The sequence below is a fragment of the Bradyrhizobium sp. B039 genome (genome assembly GCF_038965675.1).
GTDB classification, from domain to species: Bacteria; Pseudomonadota; Alphaproteobacteria; order Rhizobiales; family Xanthobacteraceae; genus Bradyrhizobium; species Bradyrhizobium diazoefficiens.
This window is the reverse complement of record NZ_CP152416.1, coordinates 5,377,500-5,403,963: the sequence shown is the minus strand read 5'-3', so window position 1 is coordinate 5,403,963 and position 26,464 is coordinate 5,377,500. Positions and strand designations below refer to the sequence as shown.

The 26,464-nt window shown below is 65.8% G+C and carries 29 protein-coding genes; 14 read left to right on the top strand and 15 right to left on the bottom strand.

The window, feature by feature from the left end:
- Nucleotides 1-52 precede the first annotated feature (52 nt).
- The 5 genes from AAFG50_RS25495 to AAFG50_RS25475 all read left to right on the top strand — a co-directional run bounded on the left by AAFG50_RS25495 (nt 53) and on the right by AAFG50_RS25475 (nt 2,375).
- Nucleotides 53-445, top strand: coding sequence for a curlin (locus AAFG50_RS25495; RefSeq protein WP_011088055.1), 393 nt, complete (start codon nt 53-55; stop codon nt 443-445).
- 26 nt (nt 446-471) lie between these two features.
- A complete protein-coding gene (locus AAFG50_RS25490; protein WP_039184716.1) occupies nt 472-894 on the top strand; it encodes a curlin in 423 nt (140 codons plus the stop codon).
- A gap of 44 nt (nt 895-938) precedes the next feature.
- Nucleotides 939-1,400, top strand: a complete 462-nt coding sequence (locus AAFG50_RS25485) for a minor curlin subunit (RefSeq protein ID WP_011088053.1) — start codon at nt 939-941, stop codon at nt 1,398-1,400.
- 12 nt (nt 1,401-1,412) lie between these two features.
- Complete coding sequence (locus AAFG50_RS25480; RefSeq protein WP_028171444.1) at nt 1,413-1,697, top strand: hypothetical protein; 285 nt, start codon at nt 1,413-1,415, stop codon at nt 1,695-1,697.
- Between the two features lie 231 nt (nt 1,698-1,928).
- Nucleotides 1,929-2,375 (top strand): hypothetical protein, encoded by a 447-nt coding sequence (locus AAFG50_RS25475; RefSeq protein WP_028171445.1) that lies wholly within the window; start codon nt 1,929-1,931, stop codon nt 2,373-2,375.
- Here AAFG50_RS25475 and AAFG50_RS25470 read toward each other — a convergent pair.
- Nucleotides 2,372-3,211, bottom strand: coding sequence for a GNAT family N-acetyltransferase (locus AAFG50_RS25470; protein WP_028171446.1), 840 nt, complete (start codon nt 3,209-3,211; stop codon nt 2,372-2,374). The two genes, AAFG50_RS25475 and AAFG50_RS25470, sit on opposite strands and share 4 nt — an antisense overlap.
- A gap of 100 nt (nt 3,212-3,311) precedes the next feature.
- On the opposite strand from AAFG50_RS25470, the gene AAFG50_RS25465 reads away from it, so the two are divergent.
- Together AAFG50_RS25465 and AAFG50_RS25460 are read left to right on the top strand one after the other, a co-directional pair.
- A complete protein-coding gene (locus AAFG50_RS25465; RefSeq protein WP_028171447.1) occupies nt 3,312-4,016 on the top strand; it encodes an SDR family oxidoreductase in 705 nt (234 codons plus the stop codon).
- A gap of 271 nt (nt 4,017-4,287) precedes the next feature.
- Nucleotides 4,288-5,121, top strand: a complete 834-nt coding sequence (locus AAFG50_RS25460) for an outer membrane protein (protein WP_011088049.1) — start codon at nt 4,288-4,290, stop codon at nt 5,119-5,121.
- A gap of 71 nt (nt 5,122-5,192) precedes the next feature.
- Here AAFG50_RS25460 and AAFG50_RS25455 read toward each other — a convergent pair whose 3' ends face one another.
- Nucleotides 5,193-6,248, bottom strand: coding sequence for a serine hydrolase (locus tag AAFG50_RS25455; RefSeq protein WP_028171448.1), 1,056 nt, complete (start codon nt 6,246-6,248; stop codon nt 5,193-5,195).
- Between the two features lie 327 nt (nt 6,249-6,575).
- Between AAFG50_RS25455 and AAFG50_RS25450 the strand changes: the two genes are divergently transcribed.
- Nucleotides 6,576-6,965: a metalloregulator ArsR/SmtB family transcription factor gene (locus AAFG50_RS25450; protein WP_028171449.1), complete on the top strand. Its 390-nt coding sequence runs from the start codon at nt 6,576-6,578 to the stop codon at nt 6,963-6,965.
- Entirely contained in the window at nt 6,965-7,456 is a 492-nt protein-coding gene (locus tag AAFG50_RS25445; RefSeq protein WP_028171450.1) for an SRPBCC family protein, read from the top strand. The genes AAFG50_RS25450 and AAFG50_RS25445 overlap by 1 nt, the downstream gene beginning before the upstream one ends.
- A gap of 179 nt (nt 7,457-7,635) precedes the next feature.
- Here AAFG50_RS25445 and AAFG50_RS25440 read toward each other — a convergent pair whose 3' ends face one another.
- Together AAFG50_RS25440 and AAFG50_RS25435 are read right to left on the bottom strand one after the other, a co-directional pair.
- A complete protein-coding gene (locus AAFG50_RS25440) occupies nt 7,636-8,610 on the bottom strand; it encodes a tripartite tricarboxylate transporter substrate binding protein (RefSeq protein ID WP_028171451.1) in 975 nt (324 codons plus the stop codon).
- Between the two features lie 36 nt (nt 8,611-8,646).
- On the bottom strand, nt 8,647-9,528 hold the full coding sequence (locus AAFG50_RS25435; protein ID WP_039184712.1) for an IclR family transcriptional regulator: 882 nt from the start codon (nt 9,526-9,528) through the stop codon (nt 8,647-8,649).
- Between the two features lie 212 nt (nt 9,529-9,740).
- Here AAFG50_RS25435 and AAFG50_RS25430 point away from each other — a divergent pair, with 212 nt between their 5' ends.
- Entirely contained in the window at nt 9,741-10,583 is an 843-nt protein-coding gene (locus AAFG50_RS25430; RefSeq protein ID WP_028171453.1) for a hypothetical protein, read from the top strand.
- A 65-nt stretch (nt 10,584-10,648) separates the two neighbouring features.
- On the opposite strand, the gene AAFG50_RS25425 is transcribed toward AAFG50_RS25430, so the two are convergent.
- The 4 genes from AAFG50_RS25425 to AAFG50_RS25410 form a co-directional block, all read right to left on the bottom strand.
- Nucleotides 10,649-11,860, bottom strand: coding sequence for an ABC transporter substrate-binding protein (locus tag AAFG50_RS25425; RefSeq protein ID WP_011088042.1), 1,212 nt, complete (start codon nt 11,858-11,860; stop codon nt 10,649-10,651).
- 46 nt (nt 11,861-11,906) lie between these two features.
- A complete protein-coding gene (locus tag AAFG50_RS25420) occupies nt 11,907-12,758 on the bottom strand; it encodes a fumarylacetoacetate hydrolase family protein (RefSeq protein WP_028171454.1) in 852 nt (283 codons plus the stop codon).
- A 27-nt stretch (nt 12,759-12,785) separates the two neighbouring features.
- On the bottom strand, nt 12,786-14,294 hold the full coding sequence (locus AAFG50_RS25415) for a bifunctional 3-(3-hydroxy-phenyl)propionate/3-hydroxycinnamic acid hydroxylase (protein WP_028171455.1): 1,509 nt from the start codon (nt 14,292-14,294) through the stop codon (nt 12,786-12,788).
- A gap of 76 nt (nt 14,295-14,370) precedes the next feature.
- Entirely contained in the window at nt 14,371-15,162 is a 792-nt protein-coding gene (locus tag AAFG50_RS25410) for a DNA-binding transcriptional regulator (RefSeq protein WP_028171456.1), read from the bottom strand.
- Nucleotides 15,163-15,308: 146 nt separating this feature from the next.
- Here AAFG50_RS25410 and AAFG50_RS25405 point away from each other — a divergent pair, with 146 nt between their 5' ends.
- Nucleotides 15,309-16,292 (top strand): VOC family protein, encoded by a 984-nt coding sequence (locus tag AAFG50_RS25405; RefSeq protein ID WP_182871925.1) that lies wholly within the window; start codon nt 15,309-15,311, stop codon nt 16,290-16,292.
- A 32-nt stretch (nt 16,293-16,324) separates the two neighbouring features.
- Here AAFG50_RS25405 and AAFG50_RS25400 read toward each other — a convergent pair whose 3' ends face one another.
- Nucleotides 16,325-16,987, bottom strand: a complete 663-nt coding sequence (locus AAFG50_RS25400) for a response regulator transcription factor (protein WP_028171458.1) — start codon at nt 16,985-16,987, stop codon at nt 16,325-16,327.
- Complete coding sequence (locus AAFG50_RS25395) at nt 16,984-18,366, bottom strand: histidine kinase (protein WP_011088036.1); 1,383 nt, start codon at nt 18,364-18,366, stop codon at nt 16,984-16,986. Before AAFG50_RS25395 ends, AAFG50_RS25400 begins: the two co-directional genes overlap by 4 nt.
- 191 nt (nt 18,367-18,557) lie before the next feature.
- Here AAFG50_RS25395 and AAFG50_RS25390 point away from each other — a divergent pair, with 191 nt between their 5' ends.
- A complete protein-coding gene (locus AAFG50_RS25390) occupies nt 18,558-19,433 on the top strand; it encodes a DUF3280 domain-containing protein (RefSeq protein WP_028171459.1) in 876 nt (291 codons plus the stop codon).
- Here AAFG50_RS25390 and AAFG50_RS25385 read toward each other — a convergent pair.
- From AAFG50_RS25385 to AAFG50_RS25375, 3 genes are read right to left on the bottom strand one after another with little or no spacing between them, the layout of a single operon-like run.
- Nucleotides 19,430-20,461: an L-idonate 5-dehydrogenase gene (locus tag AAFG50_RS25385; RefSeq protein ID WP_028171460.1), complete on the bottom strand. Its 1,032-nt coding sequence runs from the start codon at nt 20,459-20,461 to the stop codon at nt 19,430-19,432. The two genes, AAFG50_RS25390 and AAFG50_RS25385, sit on opposite strands and share 4 nt — an antisense overlap.
- Before the next feature lie 26 nt (nt 20,462-20,487).
- Nucleotides 20,488-21,255, bottom strand: coding sequence for an SDR family oxidoreductase (locus AAFG50_RS25380; protein ID WP_028171461.1), 768 nt, complete (start codon nt 21,253-21,255; stop codon nt 20,488-20,490).
- A gap of 12 nt (nt 21,256-21,267) precedes the next feature.
- The gene (locus AAFG50_RS25375) at nt 21,268-22,467 is read right to left on the bottom strand and encodes a mandelate racemase/muconate lactonizing enzyme family protein (RefSeq protein WP_038967093.1); all 1,200 of its coding nucleotides are present in this window, start codon (nt 22,465-22,467) and stop codon (nt 21,268-21,270) included.
- A gap of 173 nt (nt 22,468-22,640) precedes the next feature.
- On the opposite strand from AAFG50_RS25375, the gene AAFG50_RS25370 reads away from it, so the two are divergent.
- Nucleotides 22,641-23,408, top strand: a complete 768-nt coding sequence (locus AAFG50_RS25370; RefSeq protein ID WP_011088031.1) for a GntR family transcriptional regulator — start codon at nt 22,641-22,643, stop codon at nt 23,406-23,408.
- A 24-nt stretch (nt 23,409-23,432) separates the two neighbouring features.
- Nucleotides 23,433-24,797, top strand: coding sequence for an MFS transporter (locus AAFG50_RS25365; RefSeq protein ID WP_011088030.1), 1,365 nt, complete (start codon nt 23,433-23,435; stop codon nt 24,795-24,797).
- A 50-nt stretch (nt 24,798-24,847) separates the two neighbouring features.
- Here AAFG50_RS25365 and AAFG50_RS25360 read toward each other — a convergent pair whose 3' ends face one another.
- Together AAFG50_RS25360 and AAFG50_RS25355 are read right to left on the bottom strand one after the other, a co-directional pair.
- Nucleotides 24,848-25,084: a hypothetical protein gene (locus AAFG50_RS25360; RefSeq protein WP_028171463.1), complete on the bottom strand. Its 237-nt coding sequence runs from the start codon at nt 25,082-25,084 to the stop codon at nt 24,848-24,850.
- 120 nt (nt 25,085-25,204) lie between these two features.
- Nucleotides 25,205-26,455: an arsenic transporter gene (locus AAFG50_RS25355; protein WP_028171464.1), complete on the bottom strand. Its 1,251-nt coding sequence runs from the start codon at nt 26,453-26,455 to the stop codon at nt 25,205-25,207.
- Nucleotides 26,456-26,464: the final 9 nt, after the last annotated feature.

Here is a 26,464-nt window from a genome sequence, read left to right as displayed (position 1 = left end):
TCGGCCGGATGCGTCACGGCGCGTCCGGCCAATTCTCGCGGAGGAACATGACATGCGGATCACCTATCTCGTTGCGACGGCCATCGCGCTCAGTGCACTGACCACCGTCGATGCCCAGGCCGGCAACTCGGCCAGCGTGCTGCAGTTCGGCACGACCAACAGCTCCTTCATCTCGCAGACGGGCTCGACCAGCAACAACGCCACGACGTTGCAGTTCGGTGCGACCAATACGGCGACCACCTTGCAGACGGGCTCGCTCCTCACCGTCAACACCGCGGTGACCGGGCAGGGCGGCACGACCGCGACGGCGTCCAACACGGCGCTGACCGGCCAGGTCGGCGGCTCCAATTCGAGCCTGATCGGTCAGATCGGCGCGAACAACACGGCAGGCGTCGGGCAGCTCGGCATCCTGAACGGCTCGACGATTCTCCAGCAGACTCCGTGAGCAATTCTGAAGTGGTGAGGCACGTCATGAAACGTCTCTCGAAACGCCTCTTGGCAAGCAGCTGCGCCGCAATGTTCGCCTTGTGCTGCGCCGGCGCCGGATCAGCCGGCGCCCAGACCGCCGACATCAAGACCATCGTGTCGGTCGGCGGCCCGCCGGTCGTGCTGAACCAGAACAGTCAGCTCAACATGGCGGGCGTGTTCATGGTCGGCGGCAGCACCAGCGCGACCGTTGTCCAGAACGGCACCAACAATGCCACGGGCGTCCTGCAATTCGGCGGGACGAATTCGGCGTCGATCGGGCAGGGCGGGATGAACAATTTCGCCTTCGTCGGCCAGACCGGCCAGTCGGCGACCAGTCTCGTATCGCAACTCGGGGCCATGAACACGGGCACGGTGGCGCAGTTCAGCACGGTCAATACGTCGACGATCGTCCAGACCGGTCCGTAAAGACGCGCGAACTCATCGGCGTCGGGAACCAGCGGGGAAGCGCGATGCGGAGCGGCAGAGAAGTCTCGAAGCGGGTTCTGGCCGTGGCGGCGTTGCTTGCCGCCATCGGCGCGGCGACGCAGGCGTCGGCCGGATCCATCCAGCGCAGCGTGACGAACCCGAACGTGAGCATCGAGACGATCGTGCAATTCGGCAACGACGTTCAGCCTGTCACGATCGAGGAGAACAGCCGCGTCAATATCGCGCGGGTGATCCAGATCGGCGGATCGGGAACGGTGGATGCGACCATCATCCAGAACGGCACGCGCAACTATGCCAACGTGATCCAGATGGGCGGCACCACCAACGCGGCGGTCGGTCAGTCCGGCCTCAGCAACACCGCCGACATCACCCAGATCGGCAATTCCACCAATGCGCTCCTGCTTCAGATCGGCGACATGAACTCGGGAGCGGTGAGGCAGTTCGGACGTTTCAACTGGCTGGCGATCTTCCAGTTCGGCCGATGATGGAGGGATGACATGAGGTTGCTTCTGCTCGCATCCGGAATAGGATTCATGAGCGTGGTTGCGATGGCGCCGGCCGGGGCCGGCGACGGTCACACCACGGTGGTCCAGGACGAAAACGGGACGGCGGCGATCACGCAAAGCGGCGATCCCGCGCAGGCCGAGGTCAGGATCGAGAAAGAGCCCGGGCGCACCACGGTGTACCGGCGCAGCGGCGGAAACACCGCGATCGTGACGCAGGGCACCGGAAATGCGCAGGACACGCTCGATTGGCTGCGCAAGCACCAGCAAGACCACTGACACGTCCTGCTGACGCAGAGAGGCCCATCGTCCCTGAAAGGACGACGGGCCACCCGCGTTGGCCGGAACGACGTCGCTGAAACAGGCCGGGACTTCCGGGCGTTCTGCCGCACCTTGTTCCCCGTTAATCCCGTGTCTTAACCAACAATTAATTATACGTTTGCGGGTGGGCGACAGCCCGGCCTAGCGTGTGGTGGGGAGCCGCCGAAGCCAAACGAGTTGGTGCGTATCATGATGTCCAGATCATATGGGGCGCTGCTCGCCTCGCTCAGCGCAGCCGCGCTGCTCCTTTCTTCCAGCGACAGTTTTTCAAGGCCCGGCGGCGTTGCTGCGCATGGGCTGGCTGCGGCGCCGCCGACTGCGGCAATGCGTCCGCCGATCGCGCCGGGTGCCCGGTTCCGCGGCCGCAACACGCCGTGGGTCTATTGGCCGGGCGGCGGCGGGTTCTTCTACGATGGCGCAGGCTACGGCCAGCCCTTCGCCGACGCCGGGCAGCCGCTCTCCAACGACGTGCGCTACACCTATACCTATGACGTTCCCTGGGACTGGACGCATCGCTTCCCGCCGAACGTGGTGCCGTCCGACCGGCCCTACGTGCCGAGCTGCCCGACGGAGCAGGTGACGGTGCCCGGCCGCGGCGGCGGCGAGCACACCGTCAACATCATGCGCTGCTACTAGCCCAGCTCAAAGCTGGTCACGCCGAAGACGCGGTCGATCCGCAGCGGCGCGATCGGCCCCGTGTACATCCGCGCCGTCTCGAACACCGGCTTGAGGCCGAGCTGTTCCGCGAGCGCGATGGCCTCGCGATTGACGGCGGGGACATCGAGGAAGACTTCGCCGCCGCCCGCACTCGCCAGCAACGCCTGCACGACCTTCTCCGCGGCGGCGCGATCATCGGCGACGAGCGGGCCGATCTTGTGGCCGCTCCGGCACCGGCGGATCACGCCCCATGCGGCAAGCTTGCCATCACGCAGCAGCGCGCGGCCGACATGTCCTGATGTGTTGATCCAGGCGCGCAGGAAGGCGCTGCGCGGCGCTGGGAACACCGTGGCGTCGTCGGCTTCGACGAGCGCGAACGGAACTCTGTCGAGCGCGATGATATCGGCAGGCGCCGGCGGCGCGGTGAGGCTGCCGCCATAGCGGATATTGGCGTAGGCAAGCTGGAAACCGGACTTTCTGTAGTTGTCCTGCTGCGCCACGACGCCGTCGAGGCCGATCACGCGGGGGCGCGCATGCGCGATCGCCGCGTTCCAGATGCGCAGGCCGTGGCCGGAACCGCGAAAACTTTCACGCACGATGTAGAAGCCGAGAAAGGCGAAGCGGTCGTCGTAATTGACACAGGAGACGGTCGCGACCGGCTCGCCGTCGATCTCGCCGACGAAGAAGCCTTGCGCGTCTGATATCGCGAAGCAGGCGGCGTCGGAGAGGCCCGGATTCCAGCCCTCGGCAGCGGCCCAGTCGACGGCGATCGAGATCTCCTCGGGGCGCAAATTGCGAATCTGCAAATCGCTCATCATGGATGCCTTCGACGGTGGACCTGCCGGCAAGTCTGGCGGTAGAAGGCCTCATGATAGGCCGGGCCCGCGGCTCGCCTCAAGACAGGGATGATCAGTCATGGCAGCAGAGAAAGTCGCACTCGTCACCGCCGGCGGCAGCGGCATGGGGGCAGGGGCTGCGCGGCGGCTTGCGGCCGACGGCTTTCGCGTCGCGATCCTGTCGTCCTCCGGCAAGGGCGAGGCGCTGGCGGCCGAGCTCGGCGGGCTTGGCGTCACCGGCTCCAACAAGTCGAATGAAGATCTGAAGCGCCTCGTCGACGGCGCGATGGCGAAGTGGGGGCGTATCGACGTGCTCGTCAACAGTGCGGGCCACGGGCCGCGCGCGCCGATCACGGAGATTACCGACGAGCAGTGGCACACCGGCCTCGATACATATCTGCTCAACGTGATCCGGCCGACCCGGTTGGTGACGCCGGTGATGCAGGCACAGAAGGCTGGCGCCATCATCAATATCTCGACCGCCTGGGCTTTCGAGCCGAGCGCGATGTTTCCGACATCGGCGGTGTTCCGCGCAGGCCTTGCCGCCTTCACCAAGATCTTCACCGACACCCATGCCGCCGACAACATCCGCATGAACAACGTTCTGCCGGGCTGGATCGACAGCCTGCCGCAGCTAGATGCGCGCCGCGACGGCGTGCCGATGAAGCGCTACGGCAAGGTCGAGGAGATCGCGGCGACGATCTCGTTCCTGGCGTCCGACGGCGCAGCCTACATCACCGGCCAGAACATCCGTGTGGATGGTGGGCTGACGCGCTCGGTCTGACGCCGACAGATTCGAATCGCGCTCGCGCCGCCTTGTCGTGATGCGACACCGGCGCGCGTAGCGCGCCACGGATGAAGGGCGAGGCGTGGCTCTTGGGTCACACTCCTCGTCCGTTCGCACGACGTGGGGCGCACACTACGTCACAGTCCCTATGAACTTCGCCGCAGCCCAAGACGGCATGGGGCCGGCGGCCTATGCCCGATCTGCGCCGGATGCCTTCCGCCCGCGCGCATTCGAAACGCGAGCTGATCGCGTGGGCAAGGAGACTAGAATGAAGAAGTTTTTGCTGGCGGTCGCTTCGGTTGTTTTGGGCACCGCATCGGTGCAGGCGGCCGACCTCGCGGCGCATTACACCAAGGCGCCGATGATGGCGCCGGCTTACAACTGGACCGGATTTTACGTCGGCGGCAATGTCGGCGGGCAGTGGGGCAGCTCCGATCCCAGCACCTCGACCGTGTTTTCTCCGACGGGCTATTTCGCCGCCAGCAGCGTTCCCGCCATCAACACGGTCGGCGCCCAGGGCATCAACAGCTCCAGCGTGACCGGCGGCTTCACCGCCGGCTACAACTGGCAGGTCAACCATGCCGTGCTCGGCCTCGAAGGCGACATCAACTATTTCGGCTTCAAGGGCAGTGCGACCGGTTCGGCGCTTTATCCCTGCTGCGCGCCGACCGGCTTTACGGTGTCGTCGTCGGTCTCGGCCGACTGGCTCGCGACCATCCGCGGCCGTATCGGCTTCCTGGCCGCTCCGACCTGGCTGCTCTACGCCACGGGCGGCGCCGCGATCGCGGAGGTCAAGGGCAATTTCAACTTCACCGACACGTTTGCGGGAGCAACCGAGTCGAGCGCGATCCGCGACACGCGTCTCGGCTGGACCGCGGGCGTGGGCACCGAATATGCGTTCGGCGGCGGCTGGTCGCTCAAGGCCGAATATCTCTATGTCGATCTCGGACGCGCCAGCGCGACCAGCACGAACCTTGCTGCCTTCGTGCCGGCCATCGCATTTCCGAGCAACGTCTACACCCACTCGGTCGACCTCAAGTCGAACATCGTGCGCGTCGGCGTGAACTACAAGTTCGGCGGACCCGTCGTCGCCAGGTACTGAGCTTCATCCCGTTCCGAATCTGGCGTGGAAAGCCCCGGCTCAGCCGGGGCTTTCTGTTTCGAGGGCCGGCTTCAGTGCGAGGCCACGAGCTTCGCCAGCGCGGGCAGGATCCTGTAGCGCGCGATCTCGTGCGGATATTCGCCGCGATTGGCCAGCAGCACGATGCCGATCCGCCGCGCCGGCACGAGGCCGAGATAGCCGGAGGCGTTGTTGAGGCCGCCCGGCTTGTCGACGACGGTGGCCTCGGGAAGACGCACCGTCTCCCACGCCATGCCTTGCCCGAATTTCTCGTCGACGCGGAAGATCTCGTGCTGCGTCATCCTCAGCGCCTCGCGCAAATGCGGGTCGACCGAGTGGCCATCGACGCAGGCCGCAACGAAGGTTGAAAGATCCCGCGGCGAAGAGAATATCTGGCCAGTGCCGGGGAAATCGAAATAGCTCTGCTGGTTGCCGGGCGGGCCGATGGCCATGCCCTGATCCGAATAGCCCTGGACGACCCGCTGCATCCACGCTGCATCCATGACGGCACGGTTGTCCTCGCCGCGTTCGGGCACCGAGGTCGCGGTCATACCGAGCGGCCTGAAGATGCGCTGTTCGAGCTGGGTTGCGATCGGCGTGCCGTAACAGCGTTCGAGCACGAGCTGGAGTAGCACATAGCCGGCATGGCTGTAGATGCGCTGCTTGCCGGGCGCCTCGCCAGACTGCGGTCTCCAGGCGTTGAGCATCTCGATGAACTGTGCGCGCGAGAACTCCTCGTTCGGCCAGGGCGGGTGGTCGGTCGGCAGCAGCAGTCCCGACGTGTGTGTGACGAGTTCGCCGACGGTGACGCGGCGGATAGAGTCGCTGGTGAGCTCGGGCAGGTATTTCGGCAGGCGGTCGTCGAGCCGCAGCTCGCCCCGGAGCGTGCCGAGCGCGACCAGCGTCGCCTCGAACGGCTTGCGCAGCGAGCCGAGGTTGAACAACGTGTCCGACGTGACCGGCCGTCGTGTGGTGTCGTCGGCAAAGCCGTAGTTGAAGAACTCGACATGACGGCCGGCATAGAGCGCGGCGGCGAGGCCGCCCGGTTGGTCCGGCGTCGCGGTCGGCGCCAGCTCATTGGCGACGATGTCGCGCATCTGCGCGATCATGTCGGAATCCGCAGCCGCCTCGCGCGGCCTGATGAGGCCGATTGCGAGCGGAAGCAGGGCCGCCTTGGCGAAGCCGCGCCGGCTGATCGAAAGAGATCGTAAGGTGACAAGAGAGGACACGCGCTTGATGAACAGATTGCCGACGCCCCCGGCGCCAGTCGTACCTGCAAACCGCGTCCCGCCTCAATTCACAATCGCGCGTTGGAAGTTCCGTAGCGAACCTTCTAGCCGCCTATCCAGCGCACGGCCGCCTCGACGGCGGATTTTACTTAGCTTGTCGGCTAACAAATATTGACGCGGGTTCGCGACGGGTCTATAGTTAGCTTCATGGCTAACCAATTATCTCGACTGGACCAGATTTTTTCCGCGCTCGCCGACCCGACACGGCGGGCGATCGTGATGCGGCTCTGCATGGGCGAGGCATCCGTCGGCGAGCTCGCGGATCCCTTCGACATGGCGCTGCCGAGCTTCATGAAGCACGTCCATGTGCTGGAGACGAGCGGGCTCGTCCTGTCGGAGAAATCCGGCCGCGTGCGCACCTGCCGCCTCAGCCCGGACGCGCTCGTCGGCGCGGAGGACTGGTTCCAGCAGCAGCGCGCGATCTGGGAGGCGCGCCTCGACCGGTTCGAGGCTTACGTGATGAAGCTCAAGAAAGAGAAGGAGAGGGCGGCCGCCAAGCGGCCGTCCCGAACAACCAAACGGAAAGGTTCTGAGTGATGACGAATTCTGCCAATCCCGCTTTGTCGCAATGGTCGCTCGACCGCGAGATCGTGATGTCGCGCGTGATCGACGCGCCGCGCGATCTGGTGTTCGAGGCGTGGTCCGACCCAAAACATCTGCCGCAATGGTTCGGACCCAAGGGTTTCAAGATCGAGACCTTCGAGATCGACGTGCGGGTTGGCGGCGTCTGGCGCTTCAACATGATCGGCCCCGACGGCACCGTCTATCCGAACCGCATGCGCTTTCGGCGCATTGAGCGGCCGTCCTTGATGGAGATGGACCATGGCGTCGACCAGGACGACGATCCCGGCATGTTTCGCTTCACCATCACCTTCGCCGAGCAGAGCAACGGCAAGACCGTGCTGATGATGCGGCAACTGGCCTCGAGCACGGAGCAGCGCGATGGCATGATCAGTTTCGGCGCCGTCGAATACGGCTACCAGACGCTGGACAAGCTCGCGGCTTATGTGGGCGCGTTGAAGAGGTAGCTGCACCGTCAGTCGTCATGCCCGGGCTTGTCCCGCCTGCGCGGCCGAAGCCGCTCCGGCGAGGCGAAGGCCCGGGCATCCACGTTCTTCGTGCCGCGCGGTCAGGCGTGGATGGCCGGGACAAGCCTGGCCATGACGAGAGGAGGTCGATGGCGCCCCTCACTCGTCCACCTCGGCTGTCACTCCCCCTTCAGCCCGGCCTCGCGGATCAATCCGGTCCACCTCTGGGTCTCGCTGTCGATGAACTGGCCGAATTCGGCGGCGGTGCCGGTGCGCACTTCCAGGCCCTGGGCGGTGAGCTTGTCCTTCACGGCGGGGTCGGCGAGCACGCGCGAGACTTCGGTCTGCAGCTTGTCGACGATCGGCTGCGGCGTTGCGGCGGGCGCCATGAAGCCGAACCAGCCGGCGGCGATCACGTTGGGAAAGCCTTGCTCGCGCAGCGTCGGCGCCTGCGGATAGAGCGGGCTGCGCTCGCTGGAGGCGACGCCGAGCACGGCGAACTTGCCGCTCTGGATGTAGGGCAGCGCCGTCGGGAGTGCGGTCAGCGTGGCATCGACGCGGCCGGCGAGCAGCTCGGTGTAGGACGCCGCGTCACCGCGGAACGGGATGTTGAGACCCTTGACGCCGGCATCCCTGAACAGGAGCTCGCCGGCAAGATGCGGCTGCGAGCCGGCGCCGGGTGAGGCGAAGGTCAGTCCGTCCGGCTTCGATTTGCCGTAGGCGATCAGGTCCGGCAGCGTCTTGAACGGCGCGTCCGCGCTGATGATCAGGAACAGCGGCGCGATCACCGCCATCGCGACCGGCCGAAGATCCTTGCGATCATAGGTCAGCTTGCCGAACAGCGCCTCGGCGGTTGCATAGGGGGCCGCGACATAGAGAATGGTGTAGCCGTCGCCCGGCGCATGCGCGACGAGATCGTTCGCAATGCGCGTGCCGGCGCCCGGCTTGTTCTCGACGATGAATTGCTGGTGCAGGCTGCGGCCGAACTCTTCGGCGAGCAGACGCAGCGAGATGTCGTTGGAGCCGCCGGGCCCGTAGGGCGAGATCAGCCGCACCATGTGCGACGGCCAAACGTCCTCAGCGCGCGCGGAGACTGGAAGCCCGGACAGGGCAAGGGCGAGGGTGCCCAGCAATGTTCGGCGTGTGACGGTCATGTTGGCCTCCCGGTGGTGGAGCGCCAGTTGTCTTGTTCATTTCCTGGCCCTCTTCTTGTTTTGCTTTTGTGTCTCGGCCGCCGGCCCTGCCGCGCCGACGATGGCGCGGATGCTGTCGGCGAGGGCGGCGATGCGCGGGCCGATCTCGGCCTCCAATTGGCCGGGCTGGAGCCGGAACGCCGGAATGCCGCAATTGATGGAGAACGACCGCCTCGTCTCATCTGCATGAAACAGCGGCGCGGCGACGGCGTGGATCGAGGCCATGTACTCGCCCCAGCAGGTGCAGAAGCCGCGGCTGGCGCATTGTGCACGGCCGGCGCGATATCTGTCGCGAAAGGCCGACCACAGCTCGGCATCCTCGCTTGCGATCTGCTGTTCGAGCAGCGCTGCATCGGCCGGCGGCAAGGTCGCGGCCGCGGCGCGGCCCATTGCCGTCATCACCACGGGAATGGGCATGCCGATGTCGGGGACGTGCGGGCCGACATCGCCGGAGCGCGCGGTCTCGACATAGATCATCGACGTGCCATCCAGCAGGCCGATCGAGACCGTGCCGCGCACGCTCTGCGCCAGCTCCATCATCATCGGGCGCGCGACCTGGCGGAACTGCATGTCGGCAAGCAGCGGATGCGCCATCCGCAGGGCGCGTGCCCCGACGCGGTATTTCGCACGTTCGGCGTCGTAGCGGAGGTAGCCGAGCTCGGCGAGCGTATGCGTCAGCCGTGCCACCGTCGGCCGCGGAAGCCCCGTCAGCGTCGACAGCTCCATGTTGCCGAGCTGCGTCGTTCCGGCCTTGAACGCCTCGAGCACCACGAGGCCCTTTGCCAGCGTCGTCGCGAACGCGGCGTCATCCGCGCTCGAAGCCAGCACTGCGGCCGCGGATGAGGAGGCGGGAGGCGGTTTGGACGCGGTTCGAGCCATGGGAGATTTAATGGACCCGCTCCGCTGGCTTGTCCAATAGATTCGACAATTTTGCCTCTTCCGTCCGATATGTGGATACACCCTCCGTCGTTACCGCGGGCAAAAAAGACGCGCGCGAGCCGAGCTGCACACAGATTTTTGTCGTGATTCCATGGCGTCCTGTGACAGGATTATTACGAATAGATGTCACATCGATTACAGCGGAGCGATTCATGTTGCAGTGGCAGGCGCGGTCAAATCCCCTCGCGTGGTGGTGGGGGTCGCTCACGCTCGTCAGCAGCGCCAACATCCTCGTCTGGTTCATGCTGTATCGCGAGTTCTACCCGACGGTTGCGGGCAGCGTCGGCGGCGGCTCCGACATCGGGCTGATGTTCCTGCTCTGCGCGGGGTATGTGTTCGGCTGCGCCTTCCGCTCGTTCCTGCCGCGCGCCGACGTGCAGCGCATCTGCCTGTTCGACACCTGGCTCTCGAGCGTCTTTGTCGGCCGCTCGGTCGCGACGGTGGCCGAAGTCTGCTTCGCCGCGCAATGGGCGGTGATCCTGCATCAGCTCGGCACCATGACGGGTGCCGAGACGGCCGTGAACATCGCGTGGGTGATCGTGCCCGTGATCATCATCGCGGAGTGTTTCTCGTGGTACGCGGTCGTGACCACCAACTATCTCTACAACGCGATCGAGAATTCGCTGTGGGCGGTGACCTTCTTCCTCGCCGGCATCGCGCTGTGCCGCCTGATGCCGGAATTCCAGGGCGTGGTGCGCTGGGCTCTGATCGCCGGCATCGTCGGCATCGCCTGCTTCCTCGCCTTCCTCGTCACCGTCGACGTGCCGATGTATCTCAGCCGCTGGCGGGCAGGGCATGCCGAGGGCGGCAGGTTCCTGGGCTTCCTCGAAGGCCTGCATGACGTCTCGACGCGCTGGGTGGTGACCCACGACATCGCGCACTGGAAGGGCGAGCTGACCTGGATGTTCCTGTATTTCAGCGCCGCGGTGTGGTCGAGCCTGGCGCTCTGCGCGCTCTACGCGATGGAAGGCTATCTGACGCGCTATCTCGCCTGAGGGTTGATTCCTATTTTGACGCGTTTTCTTAACGCGAACCGGTATCCACTTCGCTTGAAAACGCTTTACTTGCCGACCAGGCTGCACTTGCTGCGGTCGAGCGGGCGGAAGGCCTGGTCGGGCGGGATCGTCGCGACCAGCTTGACGAAATCCCACGGGCCTTTCGACTCTTCCGGCGTCTTGACCTGGACCAGATAGAGATCGTGCACCATGCGCTGGTCCTCGCGGATGCGGCCGTTGGTGGTGTAGGCATCCGACACCGGCGTCGCCTTCATCTTGGCCATCACGATCGCGCTGTCGTCCGTATCGGTGTCCTTGATGGCCTGCAGATAGTGGCGTACGGCGGAATAAACCCCGGCCTGGATCTGTGAGGGCATCGCCTTGCGGCGCGCATAGAACGCATCGGAAAATTTCCGCGCCGCCGGCGAGATATCCTCGAAGAACGAGGTCACGATAAGGTCGCCGCGCGTGGCCTTCAGGCCGACCGCTTCGATGTCGACATTCTGGAACGACATCGGCACGATCTTCATGCCCTGCGCGGCGAGCCCGAATTCTTCGGCCTGCTTGATCGCGGTGGCGTTGTCGCCGGCGACGTTGATCGCCAGGACCTTTGCGCCCGAGGACTGCGCCTGGAGTAGGAACGAGCTGTAGTCGGGCGTGCCGAGCTGGGCTTTAACGCCGCCAGCAACCTTGCCGCCAAGCTCGGTGATGCGGGCGCGAGCGGTCGCCTCGATCGAATGGCCGAAGGCGTAGTCGCCGGTGATGAAGAACCAAGGCTCCTTGCTGGTCTGCATGATGCCGGAGACCACGGCAGTCGCGGTGGAGTAGGCGTCCTGGGTCCATTGCACGCTGGTCGGCGCGCAGGCCTCATCCGTGAGCTGGTTGGCGCCGGCCCCGGAGACGAGGAAGATCCTGCCGTTGCCGCGCACCAGCTCCTGCACCGCGAGCGCCGCGCCCGAGCTGCCACCGTCCGCGATCGCCTGCACGCCGTCGCTGAACCATTTTCGCGCGAGTGAGCCTGCAAGGTCCGGCTTGTTCTGGTGATCGGCCTGCAAAATCTCGATGGGCTTGCCGTTGATCTTGCCGCCGAACTCCTCCGCCGCCATTCGCGCCGCCTCGACCGAGCCCGGACCCATGGCGGTGGCGAAAATCCCGTTCATGTCGGTGAGGACGCCGATCCGGATGGCGTCGCCTTTGATCTCTGCGCGTGCGGCGGTGCCTGCGAGCGCCAGCGTGATCAGCAGGATAGCGGCGGAGGTCGTGCGGTGAGTGGCCATGGCGTTTCCTGATTTTGTTGTCGTTTTGATTGAGCGACGTTGGCGGTCACTCCGGTTCGGCGATGACCTTGTTGCGCAAGGTTCCGATGCCGGAGATCTCGACCTCGACGGTGTCGCCGGGGCGCATCCACAACGGCGGCGTGCGCTTTGCGCCGACGCCGCCGGGCGTGCCCGTGACGATGACGTCGCCGGGGACCAGCGGGCAGATCGTCGAGATGTAGGCGATCAGCCCGGGGATGGCGGTGATCAGGAGATCGGTGGTGGTGTCCTGCACCACCGTGCCGTTGAGCCGGGTCTGCAAGGTCAGCTTTGACGGATCGGGAATTTCGTCCGCCGTCACCAGCCATGGGCCGAAGCTGCCGCTCTCTGCAAAGGTCTTGCCGGAGAGGAACTGGCTGGTGTGGCGCTGCCAGTCGCGGACGCTGCCTTCGTTGTAGCAGGAATAGCCGGCGATGTGGTCGAGCGCGCGGTTCGCGGGGATGTGCCGGCCTTCCTTGCCGATGACGAGCGCAAGCTCGCCCTCATAGTCGAAATCGTCGCTGACTTTCGGCTTCACGATCGGCTGGAGATGGCCGACCTGGCTGCAGGGAAAGCGAACGAAGAGTGCGGGCTTCTCGGTTACGATACGTCCGGTTTCAGCGACATGGTCGCGATAGTTCAGGCCGACGCAGATGATCTTGCCGGGATCGGGGATAACGGGCGCGAAGCTGACCTTGTCGAGGGCATGATCGGGCGCGGCCGACGCGACGAGCTTTGCCGCCTCGGCGACGCGACCGGCTTCGAGCAGCTGCCGCAGTGTCGTGCAGCCTGCCATGCGCGCGCCGAGGTCGACGACGCCGTTGTCCTTGACGGCCCCGAAGGAGGCGCGGCTGTCGACGATGAAAGAGAGCAGCTTCATGAGAGTGTCCTTGGAAAGCGGGTTCGGTCAGGCCGCGGACGGCACGCGGGTTGGGGGAGTAACGGCGGCGACGAGTCGTTCGAACTCGGAATCGTTGCGGGCCGTGCCACGCACATAGCGGTCGGGACGGACCAGCGCGGCGATGATGCCGTGCTCACGCAGCCAGTGCCCGACGCCCTGGGCTTTGTCGCCGGTCAGGATTGCGATCCCGGCCGGCGACGGGGCAAGACGCGATGGCAGCGCGGCCGCGCTCTCGACAAGCAGCACATAGCTGTAGCCGGTCCGGTCATCGCTGCGGCTACCGTCGTTCAGCTCGAACTGCGGTGCGAGATGCCCGGCCAGCGGCAGGCCGCCGAGCGCGAGCCCGGGGCCGAGCAGGGGCTTTTTCACCTCGAGTTTCACGGGCGCGTTGTCGCGCGCTTCGCCGGCGGCAAGGCCGGCCTCGATCGCTTTGGTGTTGATAATGCCGCCAAGGCGAATGGCGAGCTCGATGAACTCCCGCACATGCGGCTGGCGCTCGCTCTGATAGGTCTCCAGCAGATCAGGCGCGGCGCCGTCGCGGATGATCGCGCCGAGTTTCCAGGCAAGGTTGGCGGCATCGCGGATGCCGGCGCACATGCCCTGTCCGAGGAAGGGTGGGGTCTGGTGTGCGGAATCGCCCGCGAGCAGCTGCCGTCCGCCCCGCCATTGCTGCGCGATCACGGAATGAAAAGTATAGACAGCGGCGCGCTCGATCTCGGCGTCGTCGGGCGTGATCCAGCGCGACAGCAGCTCCCAGACCTTGGCCGGCTGCGCCACATCTTGCGAATCCTCGTCCGGCAACACCGTGATCTCCCAGCGCCGCCGGGTGCCGGTGCCGCGGACATAGGTCGCCGGCCGCCGGGGGTCGCAGTGCTGGATGCTGTAGTCGCCGAGGTCATCGCGGTCGCGCTTGAGCAGCACGTCGATCACCAGCCAGCGCTCGTGAAAGCCGAGATCGTCCATGCCGGAGCCGATGAAGCGGCGCACCAGAGAGCGGGCACCGTCGCAGCCGACCACATAGCCGGCACGGACTTCACCAAGCGTCCCATTGGAAAGGTCCTCGTAGCGGACGCGCACGCCGGTCTCGTCCTGATCCAGCGCGAACACGTCGCAGCGGTTGCGCAGGGTGACATGCGGCCAGCGCGCAAGGCCATGGATCAGCACGTCCTCCAGATCGGGCTGGTGGAAGCGATAGCTGAGATTCCATCCCATCGGCGTGAGCGTCTGCGGGCGCGACCAGTCCAGCAGCATCCGGCCGCCGGCGTCGAGAAAGAGCATCCCGGGGCTGAGGATGACATGCGGCAGGATCGCGTCGGCGAGGCCGATGGTCTGGAACACGCGCATGCATTCGTCGTCGAAATGCACCGCGCGCGGCAGGTGATAGGTCCGCGCCTCGCGCTCCAGTACCAGCGTCCGCACGCCGCACAGTCCGAGCAGATTGGCCAACGTGGCGCCAACCGGGCCGCGGCCGACGATCACGACATCAAACTCTTCGGGGGTGGACTTATGTTGCATGGGGCTATCTCTTCCCCAAGCCGCGCCGCAGCATCAATGCCGTCGCGCCAAGTGTCCGCCCAGCGGACGGACCCCGCTAGACCTCGACCGGGATGGCCGATGCCGTTTCCTGAAGCTGTCCTGCAAATTGCGCCACCGCTTCTTCAATTCCGAGGGCCGAGCGGATCCAGATGATGGAGATGCAGCCGAACACGGCGCCGTTGCGCACGATGGGGACCGCGATCGAGGCCGTCTTGGGATTGTACTCGCCCTCGCTGCGGATGGCGTAGCCGCGGGCTTGCGTCTCGGCGATCATGCGGTCGAGGCGGCCTTCGTCGAGGAAGGGGCGGTCGTCGGCCTCGTCGATGCGGCGCAGATGATTGACGATCAGGTTGCGCTCGCGCGCAGGACAGGCGGCGAGATAGGCGCGGCCCGCGGACGTCCGCAACATCGGCAGGCGCTTGCCGATCATGCCGCGGTCGATCGAGAGCGGGCTGCGGGAGTGCGTGGTTTCCTGCACCACCATCGCGGCGTTCTCGTAAGTCGAGAGATCGACCGGCCAGACGAGGTTCTTGCTGAGCTCGGCGAGATAAGGCGCCGCCGCCTGGCAGATCACCACGCCGGGATCGTAGCCGTCGCCGAGACTGAGCGCGCGCCGGGTCACGCGAAAGCGGTCGTCGCTGGCGCTGCGGGCGACATAGCCAAGTTCCTCCAACGTCTCGAGCAGGCGATAGACGGTCGGGCGAGGCAGGTCGAGTGCGCGGGCGACGTCGCCCGCGCGGATGCCGCCGGACCGGTTGACCTCGTGCAGCACGTCCAGCCCACGCTTGAAGGCGCGGACGCCCTCCGACTGCCGCGGCGCTCCGGTCCGCGTCCGCTCCTTGGACACTTCGCATTTCCTCCCTTGTGCCGTTTCGCTCCGCGACTATCGTCTTCGCAAACGAGAAGCGATTGCGGACGCCACCGTAGGAGCGTGCGCGGCCGGTATCAAGTTCGCCGCAGTGCGGCGGGTGCGATGCCCTCGGGAGGACGTCGATGGAAATCACCGCACTCGGCTATGTCCGGATCAATTCATCCCAGCTCGATCAGTGGGGCCAAATGGCAACCCGGCTGCTCGGCATGCAGCAGGTCGATCGCGGCGGCAAGATGCGCGCCTTCCGCATGGACGATCGCAAGCAGCGGCTGATCGTCGATGGCAGCAGCGACGCCGGGCTGGCGGTGATGGGATGGGAAGTTCCCTCAACCGCCGAGCTCGATCAGTTAGCCGGGCGGCTGGAAAGCCACAGCGTGAAGGTGACGCGCGGCTCGCGCGCACTCGCCGACGAACGGCATGTGGCCGAGCTGATCACGTTCGCCGATCCCGCCGGCAATCGGCTTGAGGCCTTCTGCAAGCCGGAGCTTGCAACCGAGCCGTTCAAGCCGGGGCGGCCGATCTCGGGCTTTCGCACCGGCGCGCTCGGCATGGGGCACGTGGTGCTGAACGTCGAGGACGTCGAGCCGCTGTTGCCGTTCTACCGCGACGTGCTCGGCTTCCACGTCTCCGATTTCGGGCTCAAGCCCTATGGGCTCTATTTCTTCCACGTCAACGGCCGCCACCACAGCTTTGCGATGGTAGGCTCCGGACGGAAGGCGCTGCATCATTTCATGGTCGAGCTCGGCAGCCTCGACGATGTCGGGCAGGGCTACGACCTCGCGCAGCTGGATGACGGCCGTATTGCCTATACGCTGGGGCGGCACACCAACGACCACATGACCTCGTTCTACGTGAATACGCCCTCGGGCTTCTTCATCGAATATGGCTGGGGCGGCCGCGTCATCGATCCCGAGACCTGGCAGCCGCACGAGACCTTTGACGGCCCGTCGCTATGGGGCCACGAGCGGCTCAACATGCCGGAGGAGCAGCGCAAGCGCCTGCGCGACATGAGGCTGGACGCCGCGGCCCGTGGCGTGCGCGTCGCCGACCCGCGTGTGCCGCCGCTGAACTGCGCATGGCTGGACGCGGTGGTCGCGCGCGAATGATCCGCCGCCAGGCGGGAGAGCGCAAGCGGCGATCAGGCCTTGCCGAGATCGACCTGCGTCAACAGTCCCTGACGCAGCGCCAGGCGGACCAGCTCGATGTCGGAGTCGACGCCGAGCTTGTCCTTGATCAGCGAATGCAGGTTTGCCACCGTCTTCGGGCTGACGTGGAGCGTCTCGGCGATCTCCTCCGTCGACTCCTCGGCCAGCAGCAGCCGCAGCACCTCGAACTCGCGCGGCGTGAGGACGTCGGCAGCCGAGCTCTCGCCGCTGATGCGGCTCAGTGCGAGTTCGTGGTCGATGTCGGGGCTGATGGCGATCCTGCCCGCGAGCACGTCCATCACCGCGCGCACCAGCGTTTCGGGCGGGCTGGTCTTGGTGACATAGCCCCTCGCACCGGCGCGGATCGCCTGCACGGCAAAGCCCGCATTCTGGTGCATGGTGAAGACGAGGATTCTCGCGCCCTTGTCCCACTGCCTGATCCGCCTGACAGCCTCGATGCCGCCGATGCCGGGCATGCTCAGATCCATGATGACGAGGTCGGGCGCCTCGGATTTGAAGAGACGGTAGGCCTCCGCGCCGTCGGCGGCTTCGGCGACGACGCGCAGGCCCGGCTGCTTCTGGAGCACCGAGCGATAGCCCTCGCGGACGACGGAATGGTCGTCGACCAGCAGAATGGTCGCATCGCCCGCGCTCATGCCGCCCGCTCCAGCACCGGCCGATCGGCCGCAACAGGGATGGTGACGCGCAGCGCGGTGCCGCCATGCGGTCCGGCCTCGAAGCTCAATTTGCCACGCAGGGCCGCGACGCGCTCGCGCATGCCGAGCAGGCCCATTCCGGATTTCGCGGCGGGATCGCTCGACCGTCCGTCGTCGTCGATCGCAAGCGCGATCTCGTCGGCACGCATCGTCAGTTCCAGACTCACCTTGGTTGCGCCGGCATGCTTGGCGGCGTTGGTGAGAGCCTCCTGCACGATGCGATAGAGGCTGGCGCTGATCGCGGCCGGCAGGGTCTCGAAGGCGCCGTCGAAGCGGATCGCAAACCGCGTCTCGCCGCGGCTGCGACCGTTCCAGCCGGCGACCAGGCCTTCGAGGCTGGCGACCAGCCCGAGCTCTTCGACATCGGGCGGACGCAGTCTGAACAGCGTGCCGCGCAGCATCTCCATCATGCCGGTTGCGGTCCGTGCGATGCCGTCGCACTCGGACAGCAGGGAAGGGCAGTCCTGCACGGCGGTCTGGCGGGCGGATGCGGCGAGCGCGCGGATGGCGGCCAGTGACTGGCCGAACTCGTCGTGCAGCTCGCGCGCGAGATGGCGGCGCTCCTCGTCCTGGAGCGCGATCAGCTTTCGCGTCAGCTCGCTGCGCTCGGCAAGCGCGGTGTCGAGGCTTTCGGCGAGATGGTTGAAGACGTCGCGGATGGCGGAGAGCTCGGCGAGGTCGAACGGCGGCAGCCGCGCGGTGAGGTCATTGGCGGCGATTCGTTCGAGGCCGGTGCGGATCATGCGGGTGGGGCGCAGCGCCCGCGCCAGTGCCGCATAGACCAGTGCGCAGAGCAGCGGCAGTGCGATCGCAAGCGCAATCATCAGGCGGCCGGCCTCGTGCCATGCCTCCGCCGTCTGCACGGCCGGATCGACCGAGACCACGGTCTCGCCGAGCTTCGCTCCGCGCACGATCACTGGCCGCGCTGCCTCACGGCCGGGGTCGAACAGGCTGCGATAGAAGGCCGCGAAGACCTGCGGCGGCGGGTTTGCCGGAGTAGGCGCGCCACTGCAGAACCGCTGGAGTATCTCGCCGTTCGCGCCACGGAATGCCAGGCACAGGCCGGGCGTCATCACATAGGCCGATACGGGGTCAAGGTTGGGGAAGTCCGAGCGCGGGTTCGCCACCCACTGGACCTTGCCCTGTTGCAGCTCCAGCGACTTCGCCACGATGGCGGCGATACCGTCGATGCGCGCATGCGCCTCGCGATCAGCCGTTACAAGGAAATAGGCGGAGATCGCGGCGAAGCAGGCGGCCGATATTGCGGCCACGCGCAACGTCAGACGGACCTTGAGATCGAATCTCGGGCGGTTCCACATCGGCAGGCACCTGGCGCGAACGGGTTTGTCGCCACCGCATTAAACGGCAGAACGCAAGCGGCGGAAAGCGCTGTGCTCTACCGCAGTGCAACGTCGTGAAAATTTCCCGGCGTTCGCCGGGACGGGCACGGTTGCATGGCGAGAGGCGGCCATCCAGATTTTCGCGCCGCTCCGTCACACGAGGCCCGCTCATGCACCTGTCCCGGTTGATCTGCTCTGCTTTTCTCCTTGTCGTCCTCCCGGCGGCCTATTCGCCAGCCGGTGCCGGGGCGGCCATCGGCGTTGCCATGGACGATTTCAGCTATACCGATACGTCGGCCGAGCCGGCCAACCAGACCGCCGCCCATGAGCGGCGGCTGTCGGCGTTCATGGCCGCGCTCAGGCGGGACATCAGTGCGGACGGCCGCTACCGGCCAGTGCCGTCGGCGCAGGACGGCGCGGCCTTCAAGGTCATCGGCGGCATCCAGAAGACGAGCACGCTGGTGCAATGGGCCAAGGTCGCCGTGATCGATGTCGGTGCCAAAAAGATCGTGATGGACAAGCTCTACACCTTCCGGGGCGACAATGATGAATCATGGGAGCGTGCCGAGGTCTTCGTGTCGCGTGAGGTCATCGCCGCGCTCGGCACACAAACGCCGGTCGCGCTGGCGGTGTTCGAGTTCGAGCTCGAGGACACGACCGCAGCTTCGGCGGGCGCCTCGGCCGCTTCGGATGCGTCATACCTGGCCGAGGTCACCGGCAGCGTGCGTGAGGCCCTGGGCCAGTCCGGCCGCTACCGTATCGTCGATATCAGCGGCGAGGCGGTGAAGGCGCGTGCCTTGCGGGACTGTGGCGGCTGCGAGGCCGCGATTGCGCAAAAGCTCGGCGCGGACCAGTCGCTGATCGGCGTGGTGCGGCGGGTCAGCCGCACCGAATACACGCTCGGCTTCCAGCTCCGCGATGCCAGGACCGGGGCGGTGCTGGCGCGCGGCGACAGCGGCCTGCGCATGGGCGCGGACTATTCCTGGAAGCGCGGCGCCGTACGGCTGGTCAGCGACCGGCTGATCGAGAGCCAGGCAAAGCCCTAGAACGTCAACTGCACTTTCATCGACTGCGCGCGGTCGCTGGCAAGCTCGAAGGCGGCGACCGCGTTCTCGAACGGCATGGTGGCCGTGATCAGCGGCTTGACGTCGATCAGGCCTTCGCCCATCAGGCGCACCGCGAGCTCGAACTCGGGATCGAAGCGGAAGGTGCCGCGGAGCTGCAATTCCTTGGCGACGATGGAGTTGATCGGCAGCGTCATCTCGCCGCCGAGGCCGAGCTGCACCAGCGTGGCGCCGGGCCTGAGCACGTCGAGCGCCGTGCGGAGCGCAGCCTGGTTGCCGGAAGCCTCGAACAGCGTATCGAACACGCCCTTGCCGGCGCGCCAGGGATCGAGCGCGGTGGCATGGGTCGCGACGTTGATGGCGTGGGTGGCGCCGAGCTTTCTGGCGACCGCCAGCGGCGCGTCGGCGACATCGGTCACCACGATCTCGGACGCCCCGCCGAAACGCGAGACCAGGATCATCAGTGCACCGATCGGGCCGCAGCCGGTGACCAGCACGCGCTTGCCGAGCAGGGGACCGGCCTGCTTGCCGGCATGCAGGCAAACCGCGAGCGGCTCGGCGACCGCGGCCTCGGCCAGCGACAGCTTATCCGCGATCGGCACGGCCTGCGTCGCGTCGATCGTAAGGAACTCGCGAAAGCCGCCCTGCACATGGGGAAAGCGCATCGCGCTGCCGAGGAAGCGCATGTCGAGGCATTGGTTGCGCATCCCCTCCTGGCAATGCAGGCACTGGCCGCACGGCTTGCTCGGATTGACGGCGACGCGCGTGCCCGGCTTCACGCTGGTCACGCCGTCACCGACGGCCGCGACCACGCCGGCGATCTCATGGCCCAGCGCCATGGGCTGCTGGATGCGCACGACGCCGAAGCCGCCGTGATGGTAGTAGTGCAGGTCGGAGCCGCAGATGCCGCCATTGGCGATCTTGACGCGGACCTCGCCCGGGCCGGGTGCCGGATCGGGATAGCTGTCGATCCGCAGGTCTTTCGGGGCGTGAATGACGACGGCGCGCATGGTCTCTTTCCCTTAGCGTTTCGCGATCACATCGCGGCGATCATGCCGCCGTCGACATAGATGATCTGGCCGTTGACGTAAGTGGAGGCGTCCGACGCCAGGAAGATCGCCGCGCCGACCAGCTCGTCCGGTCTGCCCCAGCGCTTGGAGGGGATGCGGCCCATCAGCCAGTTGTTGAAATCGGTGTTGTTGACCAGCGCCTCGTTCATGTCGGTCAGCATGTAGCCGGGGCCGATCGCATTGGCCTGGATGCCGTGCTGGGCCCATTCCACCGCCATCGAGCGGGTCAGGTTCTTGATGCCGCCCTTCGCTGCCGTGTAGGGCGCGATGGTGGGACGTGCGAGCTCGCTGCCGAGCGAGCCGATATTGATGATCTTGCCGCGCTTGCGCGGGATCATGCGCTTGCCGGCCTCGCGGCCGATCACGAAGGCGCTGGTCAGGTCAGTCTCGATCACTTTGCGCCATTCGTCGGTGGTGAACTCGACCAGCGGCTTGCGGTGCTGGATGCCGGCATTGTTGACGAGAATGTCGACCTCAATGCCCTTCTTGTCGAAGTCATTGAACGCCGCGACGATCGCCGGCTCGTCGGTGACGTTGAACGCAGCACCTTCCGCCTGGTGGCCGGCGGTACGAAATTCGGCGACGGCCTGCTCGACGCGCTTGGGATCGACGCCGTTGATAATGATCTTGGCGCCGGCCTTGGCCATGCCCTCGGCGATGGCGCGGCCGAGGCCGCGGGAGGAGCCGGTCACGAGTGCGGTGCGGCCGGAAAGGTCGAAAAGGGCGGTGCTCATCTCAAGAAATCCTCAGACGTTGGAGCGGCGCACGGTGAGATCGCTGCGGTCGAATACCGCAGGCAGCAGGTCGACGCCAAGGCCGGGGCCTTCCATCGGGAAGACATAGCCGTCCTTGATAACAGGCATCGTGGTGACGAGCTCGTTGTACCAGCCCTTGTAGAAGGCGCGCACCGATTCCTGGATCAGCGTGTTGGGCTGGCTGAACGACATGTGGATGGCGGCGATGAAGCCGATCGGGCCGATGCAATCATGAGGAGCAAAAGGCCGGTGATAGGTTTCGGCCATCGCGGCGATCTTGCGGCCCTCGGTGAGGCCGCCGGTCCAGCACAGATCCGCCATCACCACATGCATGGCGTCGCGGTCGAGCATGTCCTTGTAGGGGAAGCGCGAGCCCAGCGTCTCGCTGGCGCAGACCCAGACGTCGGTCGAGCGCGCATATTCGGCGAGCGCCTGCGGCGAGTTCATGCGGATCGGGTCTTCGTACCAGGTCGGCTTGTAGGGCTCGAGCGCGCGCGCGATCTGCTTGGCGGTCGGCAGGTTCCACAGCGAATGGAGCTCGACCATGATCTCCATCTTGTCGCCGACGGCCTTGCGGATCTTCTCGAACGGCTCGATCGCCCGTTTCATCTGCGCAGCGGTGATGTAGAGCCCCTTGTTCTCCTGGGCCGCCGGATCGAACGGCCAGATCTTCATTGCGGAGATGCCGCTCTCCAGAAGGCTTTCGGCGAGCGCGTCGGCGTGGTGCATGAAGCCGTCGAGGTCCTCATAGGGACCCTTGGAGGCACCGAGATTCCAGTTCGCGACCGGGCTGATATTGGTGGAGCGGACATATTGCGTGCCGGCGCAGGTGTTGTAGATGCGCTGCTTGTCGCGGCAGAGGCCGCCGAGCATCTGGTGTACCGGCTGATTGCAGACCTTGCCGAACAGGTCCCACAGCGCGATGTCGATCGCTGAAGCGGCGCGATACTCGACACCGGTCGAGGATTGCGCCATCGGCAGGTTCAGCATGTCGCGGTGGATCGCTTCGATGTGCAGGGGATTGCGGCCGAGCAGTCGGCCGGCGAACGTATCGTGGATCTGCGCTTCGACCGCGCCCGCGCCATAGAAGGTTTCGCCGAGACCGATCATGCCCGTGTCGGTGTGGACGCGCACCCAGATGACGTTGGAAAATTCCTCGGTGCGCAGCGTCTCGATCGACGTGATCTTCACGGCAACAATCCTCCCATCACAGGCGCCTCGCGCCTGAAGTCTCATTTCGCACTGCAGCATGCCGCAAGTCGCGCCGAAGTCTTACGCCTGCTTGTAATATATCACAACATGTTTTAAGGGTGCCACAAATAGGCGCCACCCAGCAATGAGAGCGCGGCTGACAGGAGGACGACATGGCACGGCGCAAGCGCGCGCTCGAGGTGGTGAGAAACGAGGACGACGGCGAGGGCAAGCCCTCCCGGCGCAACCGGCTCAACTTCTTCGAGCTGGCTTACCAGAGGATCGAAGAGCTCCTCGTCCACTGCGAGCTCAAGCCCGGACAATTCATGACGATGCTGGAATTGCAGCACATCACCGGCTTCGGTCGCACACCGGTGCATCACGCCGTCAATCGTCTGTCCGCCGACACGCTCATCATCATCCGTCCGCGCCACGGCCTGCACATCGCGCCGATCGATCTTGCGCGCGAGCGGATGCTGCTGGCCTTGCGCCGTGACATGGAGCGCTTTGTCGTCCGGCTCGCGGCCGATCGCGCCAGCCTGTCGCACCGTAATCAGGCGCTGCACATCGAGCGCCTGCTGCGCGAGCGCCGCGCCACCCTGACCCTCGACGAATTCAATCACATCGACCGCCGCATCGATGCGCTGGTGCTGGAGGCGGCCGGCGAGCCGTTCCTGGTGCACACGCTGCGGCCGCTGCACACGCTGTACCGCCGCATCGGCTACATCCACCACCGCTTCATGCCGGGCCAGGCCGATCTTTCCGGCACGATCGACCATCATCTCGCCATTCTCGCAGCCGTCGCCAGCCGCCGCGTCGATGACGCCGTGAAGGCGAGCGATGCGCTGATCGACTACATGGGCGAGATGTTCACGGGCATGGAGGCGGGGATCGACCCGCGCCTGCTCGACTGCAGCATCGAGCCGCTGCTCGGCGCGTAAAGAGTTCTGGAGAAAGGAAGAAGAATGTCGACGATGGCGATGCCACAACCGACCGCGAGCGAAGCCGCGGTCCGCTACCTGATCACGAACTACAGTCCCAAGGGTAACAAGGTCGGCTGGCTGATGATGGCCTCGATCCTCGTCGAGGCCTGGGATCTCTATTCGATCGCCTTCGTGCTGATCTTCATCAAGGAGCAGTACAATCCCGATCCGCTGATGCTGGGTCTTGCCGCCGCCGGTACGCAGGGCGGCGCGTTGATCGGCGCGCTGCTCGGCGGCTGGCTCTCCGACAAGATCGGCCGCCGCGTCATGTTCCTGGTGACGATGGTGCTGTTCATCGTGCTGGCGCTGGCGCAGGCTTTCGTGCCGACCGTCGGTTGGCTCGTCGTGATCCGCTTCCTGCTCGGCATTCCGCTCGGCTCCGATATTTCGACCGGCTACACCTACATCATGGAATCCATGGCCAAGGGTGAGCGCGAGGTCATGGGCAACCGCTGGCAGTTCATGTTCGCAGTCGGTGAAGTGCTCACCATCGGCGTCATCGTGATCTTCCTGCTGATCGACATGCAGCACGAGATGCTGTGGCGCGTGACGCTCGGCCTCGGCGCGGTGCCGGCGCTGATCATCCTGATCATGCGTCATGACGTGCCGGAGACGGCGGTGTGGCTGGTGCAGAAGGGACGCTACCGCGAGGCCAAGCAGGTCGCGCGCGAGATGTTCAACGACAATCTCGACATGCTGCCGGATCAGGATGTGGTGGTTCCGAAGACCAGCACGCGTGCGTTCCTCGCCGACCTCAAGAAGGATCCGATCCGCTGGCGCGCCACGGTCTACGGCTGGATCGCTTGTTTCACCCAGGCGAGCGAGTTCTCGACCTTTGCGTTCTACCTGCCCGTGCTGTTCGTGATGGTCGGTGTGTCGAGCGTGCTCGGCATCAATCTGGTGACGATGGCGCTGTTCTCCTTCGCCGCTCTGTCCGGGTGGGTCGGGCCGCTGTTGACGCCGAAGATTGGCCACCGCGGCATCGCGATCGCCGGCTTCTCGATCGTGATGGCCTCGTTGCTGGTCGCGGCCTTCGCGCTTTACACCGACAACAAGATCCTGCTGCCGTTCGCAGCGGCTGCCATGTTGTGGGGCCATTACTGGGACGCGTCGAACTGCATGACGATCCCGACCATGGTCGCCAAGCCGAAGTACCGCGGCACCGCCAGCGGCTTCGCCTACATGTTCGTGAAGCTGCCGTCGTTCCTGGCGATCTTCCTGTTCCCGACGGTATTCGCTGCGATCGGGCAGGCGAATGCCACGCTGATGGTCGCGATCTTCCCGCTGATCGGATTGCTCGCCGCCATCTTCATCCTGCCGGAAGTGTACGGCTACGAGAACGACTGAGGATGCGCTGCCCGGTCGCGGCCGTTATGGCCGCGATCGGGCTTTTCCAGCTACGGGCTCAGGAAGACGGGATCGATCCCGGTCCCATGGCTGAGCAGGCCGATCGCCTGAAGCTGGGCGGCGTGCAGGTCGATTTCCACGATGGCGAACAGGGCCAGCAGCGCCACGACGGAGAAGACGAGCAGGGGATGGGATGTCTCCCCGCGGCCCTCAGCGGGCGCGATGAAGCTCCGGATTTCGCGGCGCAGGGAAAAGCTCTGCGGCAGCGCCTTTGATTGAATCTGCATGATGAACCTTCCTTGCCGCGGCATGTCTTGCGCGACAAGTGAACTCTAGCTGTGGTTGCCCCGCCGTCATTGATGCACCGCAAACAATTGCACTTGATTGGTCGGCGGATTCGGCCGCGACTACCTGATCGCGGCAGCCAGCGCGGCGACCAAAGCGGGCGGCGTCACCAGCAGACCCAGCTTGAGGAACGGCCAGGCGCCAACCTCGATCTTCTCCCGCCGCAGCGCGACCAGCCAGAGGATGGTGGCGAGCGACCCCGTTACCGACAGATTGGGGCCGAGGTCGACGCCGATCAGGATGGCGCTGACGACGGGCGCGGGCAAATGATCGCTGGCGGCGACCGAGCCGGCGACGAGGCCGACCGGAAGATTGTTGGCGACATTGGTGGCGAATGCGGTCGCGATGCCGACGCTCCAGGCAGCTTTCGGGATCGATTGCGCGACCGCTTGGTGCAGCAGCGCGCTGAGCTGCCCGATCACGCCGGTCTTCACCAGCGCTTCCACCAGGACGAAGAGCCCGCCGACCAGCGGCAGCACGCTCCAGGACACGCCGCGCAGCACAGGCAAAGGTGACTGCTGGCTGATTAGCAGCACGATCGCGGACGTCGCCACGCCGCAGATGAAGGTCGGCAAGCCGAGTTGCCTGTCGAGCGCGGAGGCCGTGACCAGCACGATTCCGATCGCGATGATGCCCACGGCTGTGAGCTTGCCGCCGCGGCTGAGCTTCGAATGCGGCACGCTGCGCGCGATGGTCTCTTCCTTCAGCGCGCGGTGCTGGGTCAGGCGCAGCACGACATAGGTGAGCAGGATCGAGGCTGCCGAGGGCAGGGCGAACAGGCGCAGCCATTCGGTCAAATGCGGCATGCGCGCGCCGAACACGACGAGGTTGGCCGGGTTGGAGATCGGTAGCACGAAGCTTGCGGCATTCGCGATGAAGGCGCAGACGAACAGATAGGGCAGCGGCTTGGCGCCGGCCGCGCGCGTCGCGGCATAGACGGCGGGTGTCAGCACGATCGCGGTGGCATCGTTGGAGAGCAGCACGGTGACAAGGGTGCCGACGAGATAGATCAGCAAAAACAGCCGCTGCGGCGATCCGTCTGCATATTCCACCGCGAGCGCGGCGAGATAGTCGAACAGGCCCTCGAGCCGCGCCAATTCGGCGATCAGCATCATGCCGATCAGGAAGAGATAGACATCGACGCCCTTCTCGATGCCGAGAAGCGCATCCTGCCACGGCAGCAAACCGAGCAGCACGAGGGCGCCAGCGCCGATCACGGCCCAGATCGCTTCGGGGAGGCGGAAGGGACGGATGATGACGCCGGCGGTCGCGGCGACGATGATGCTCCAGGCCCAGATGGCGTCAGACGGCACGTTCAGTCC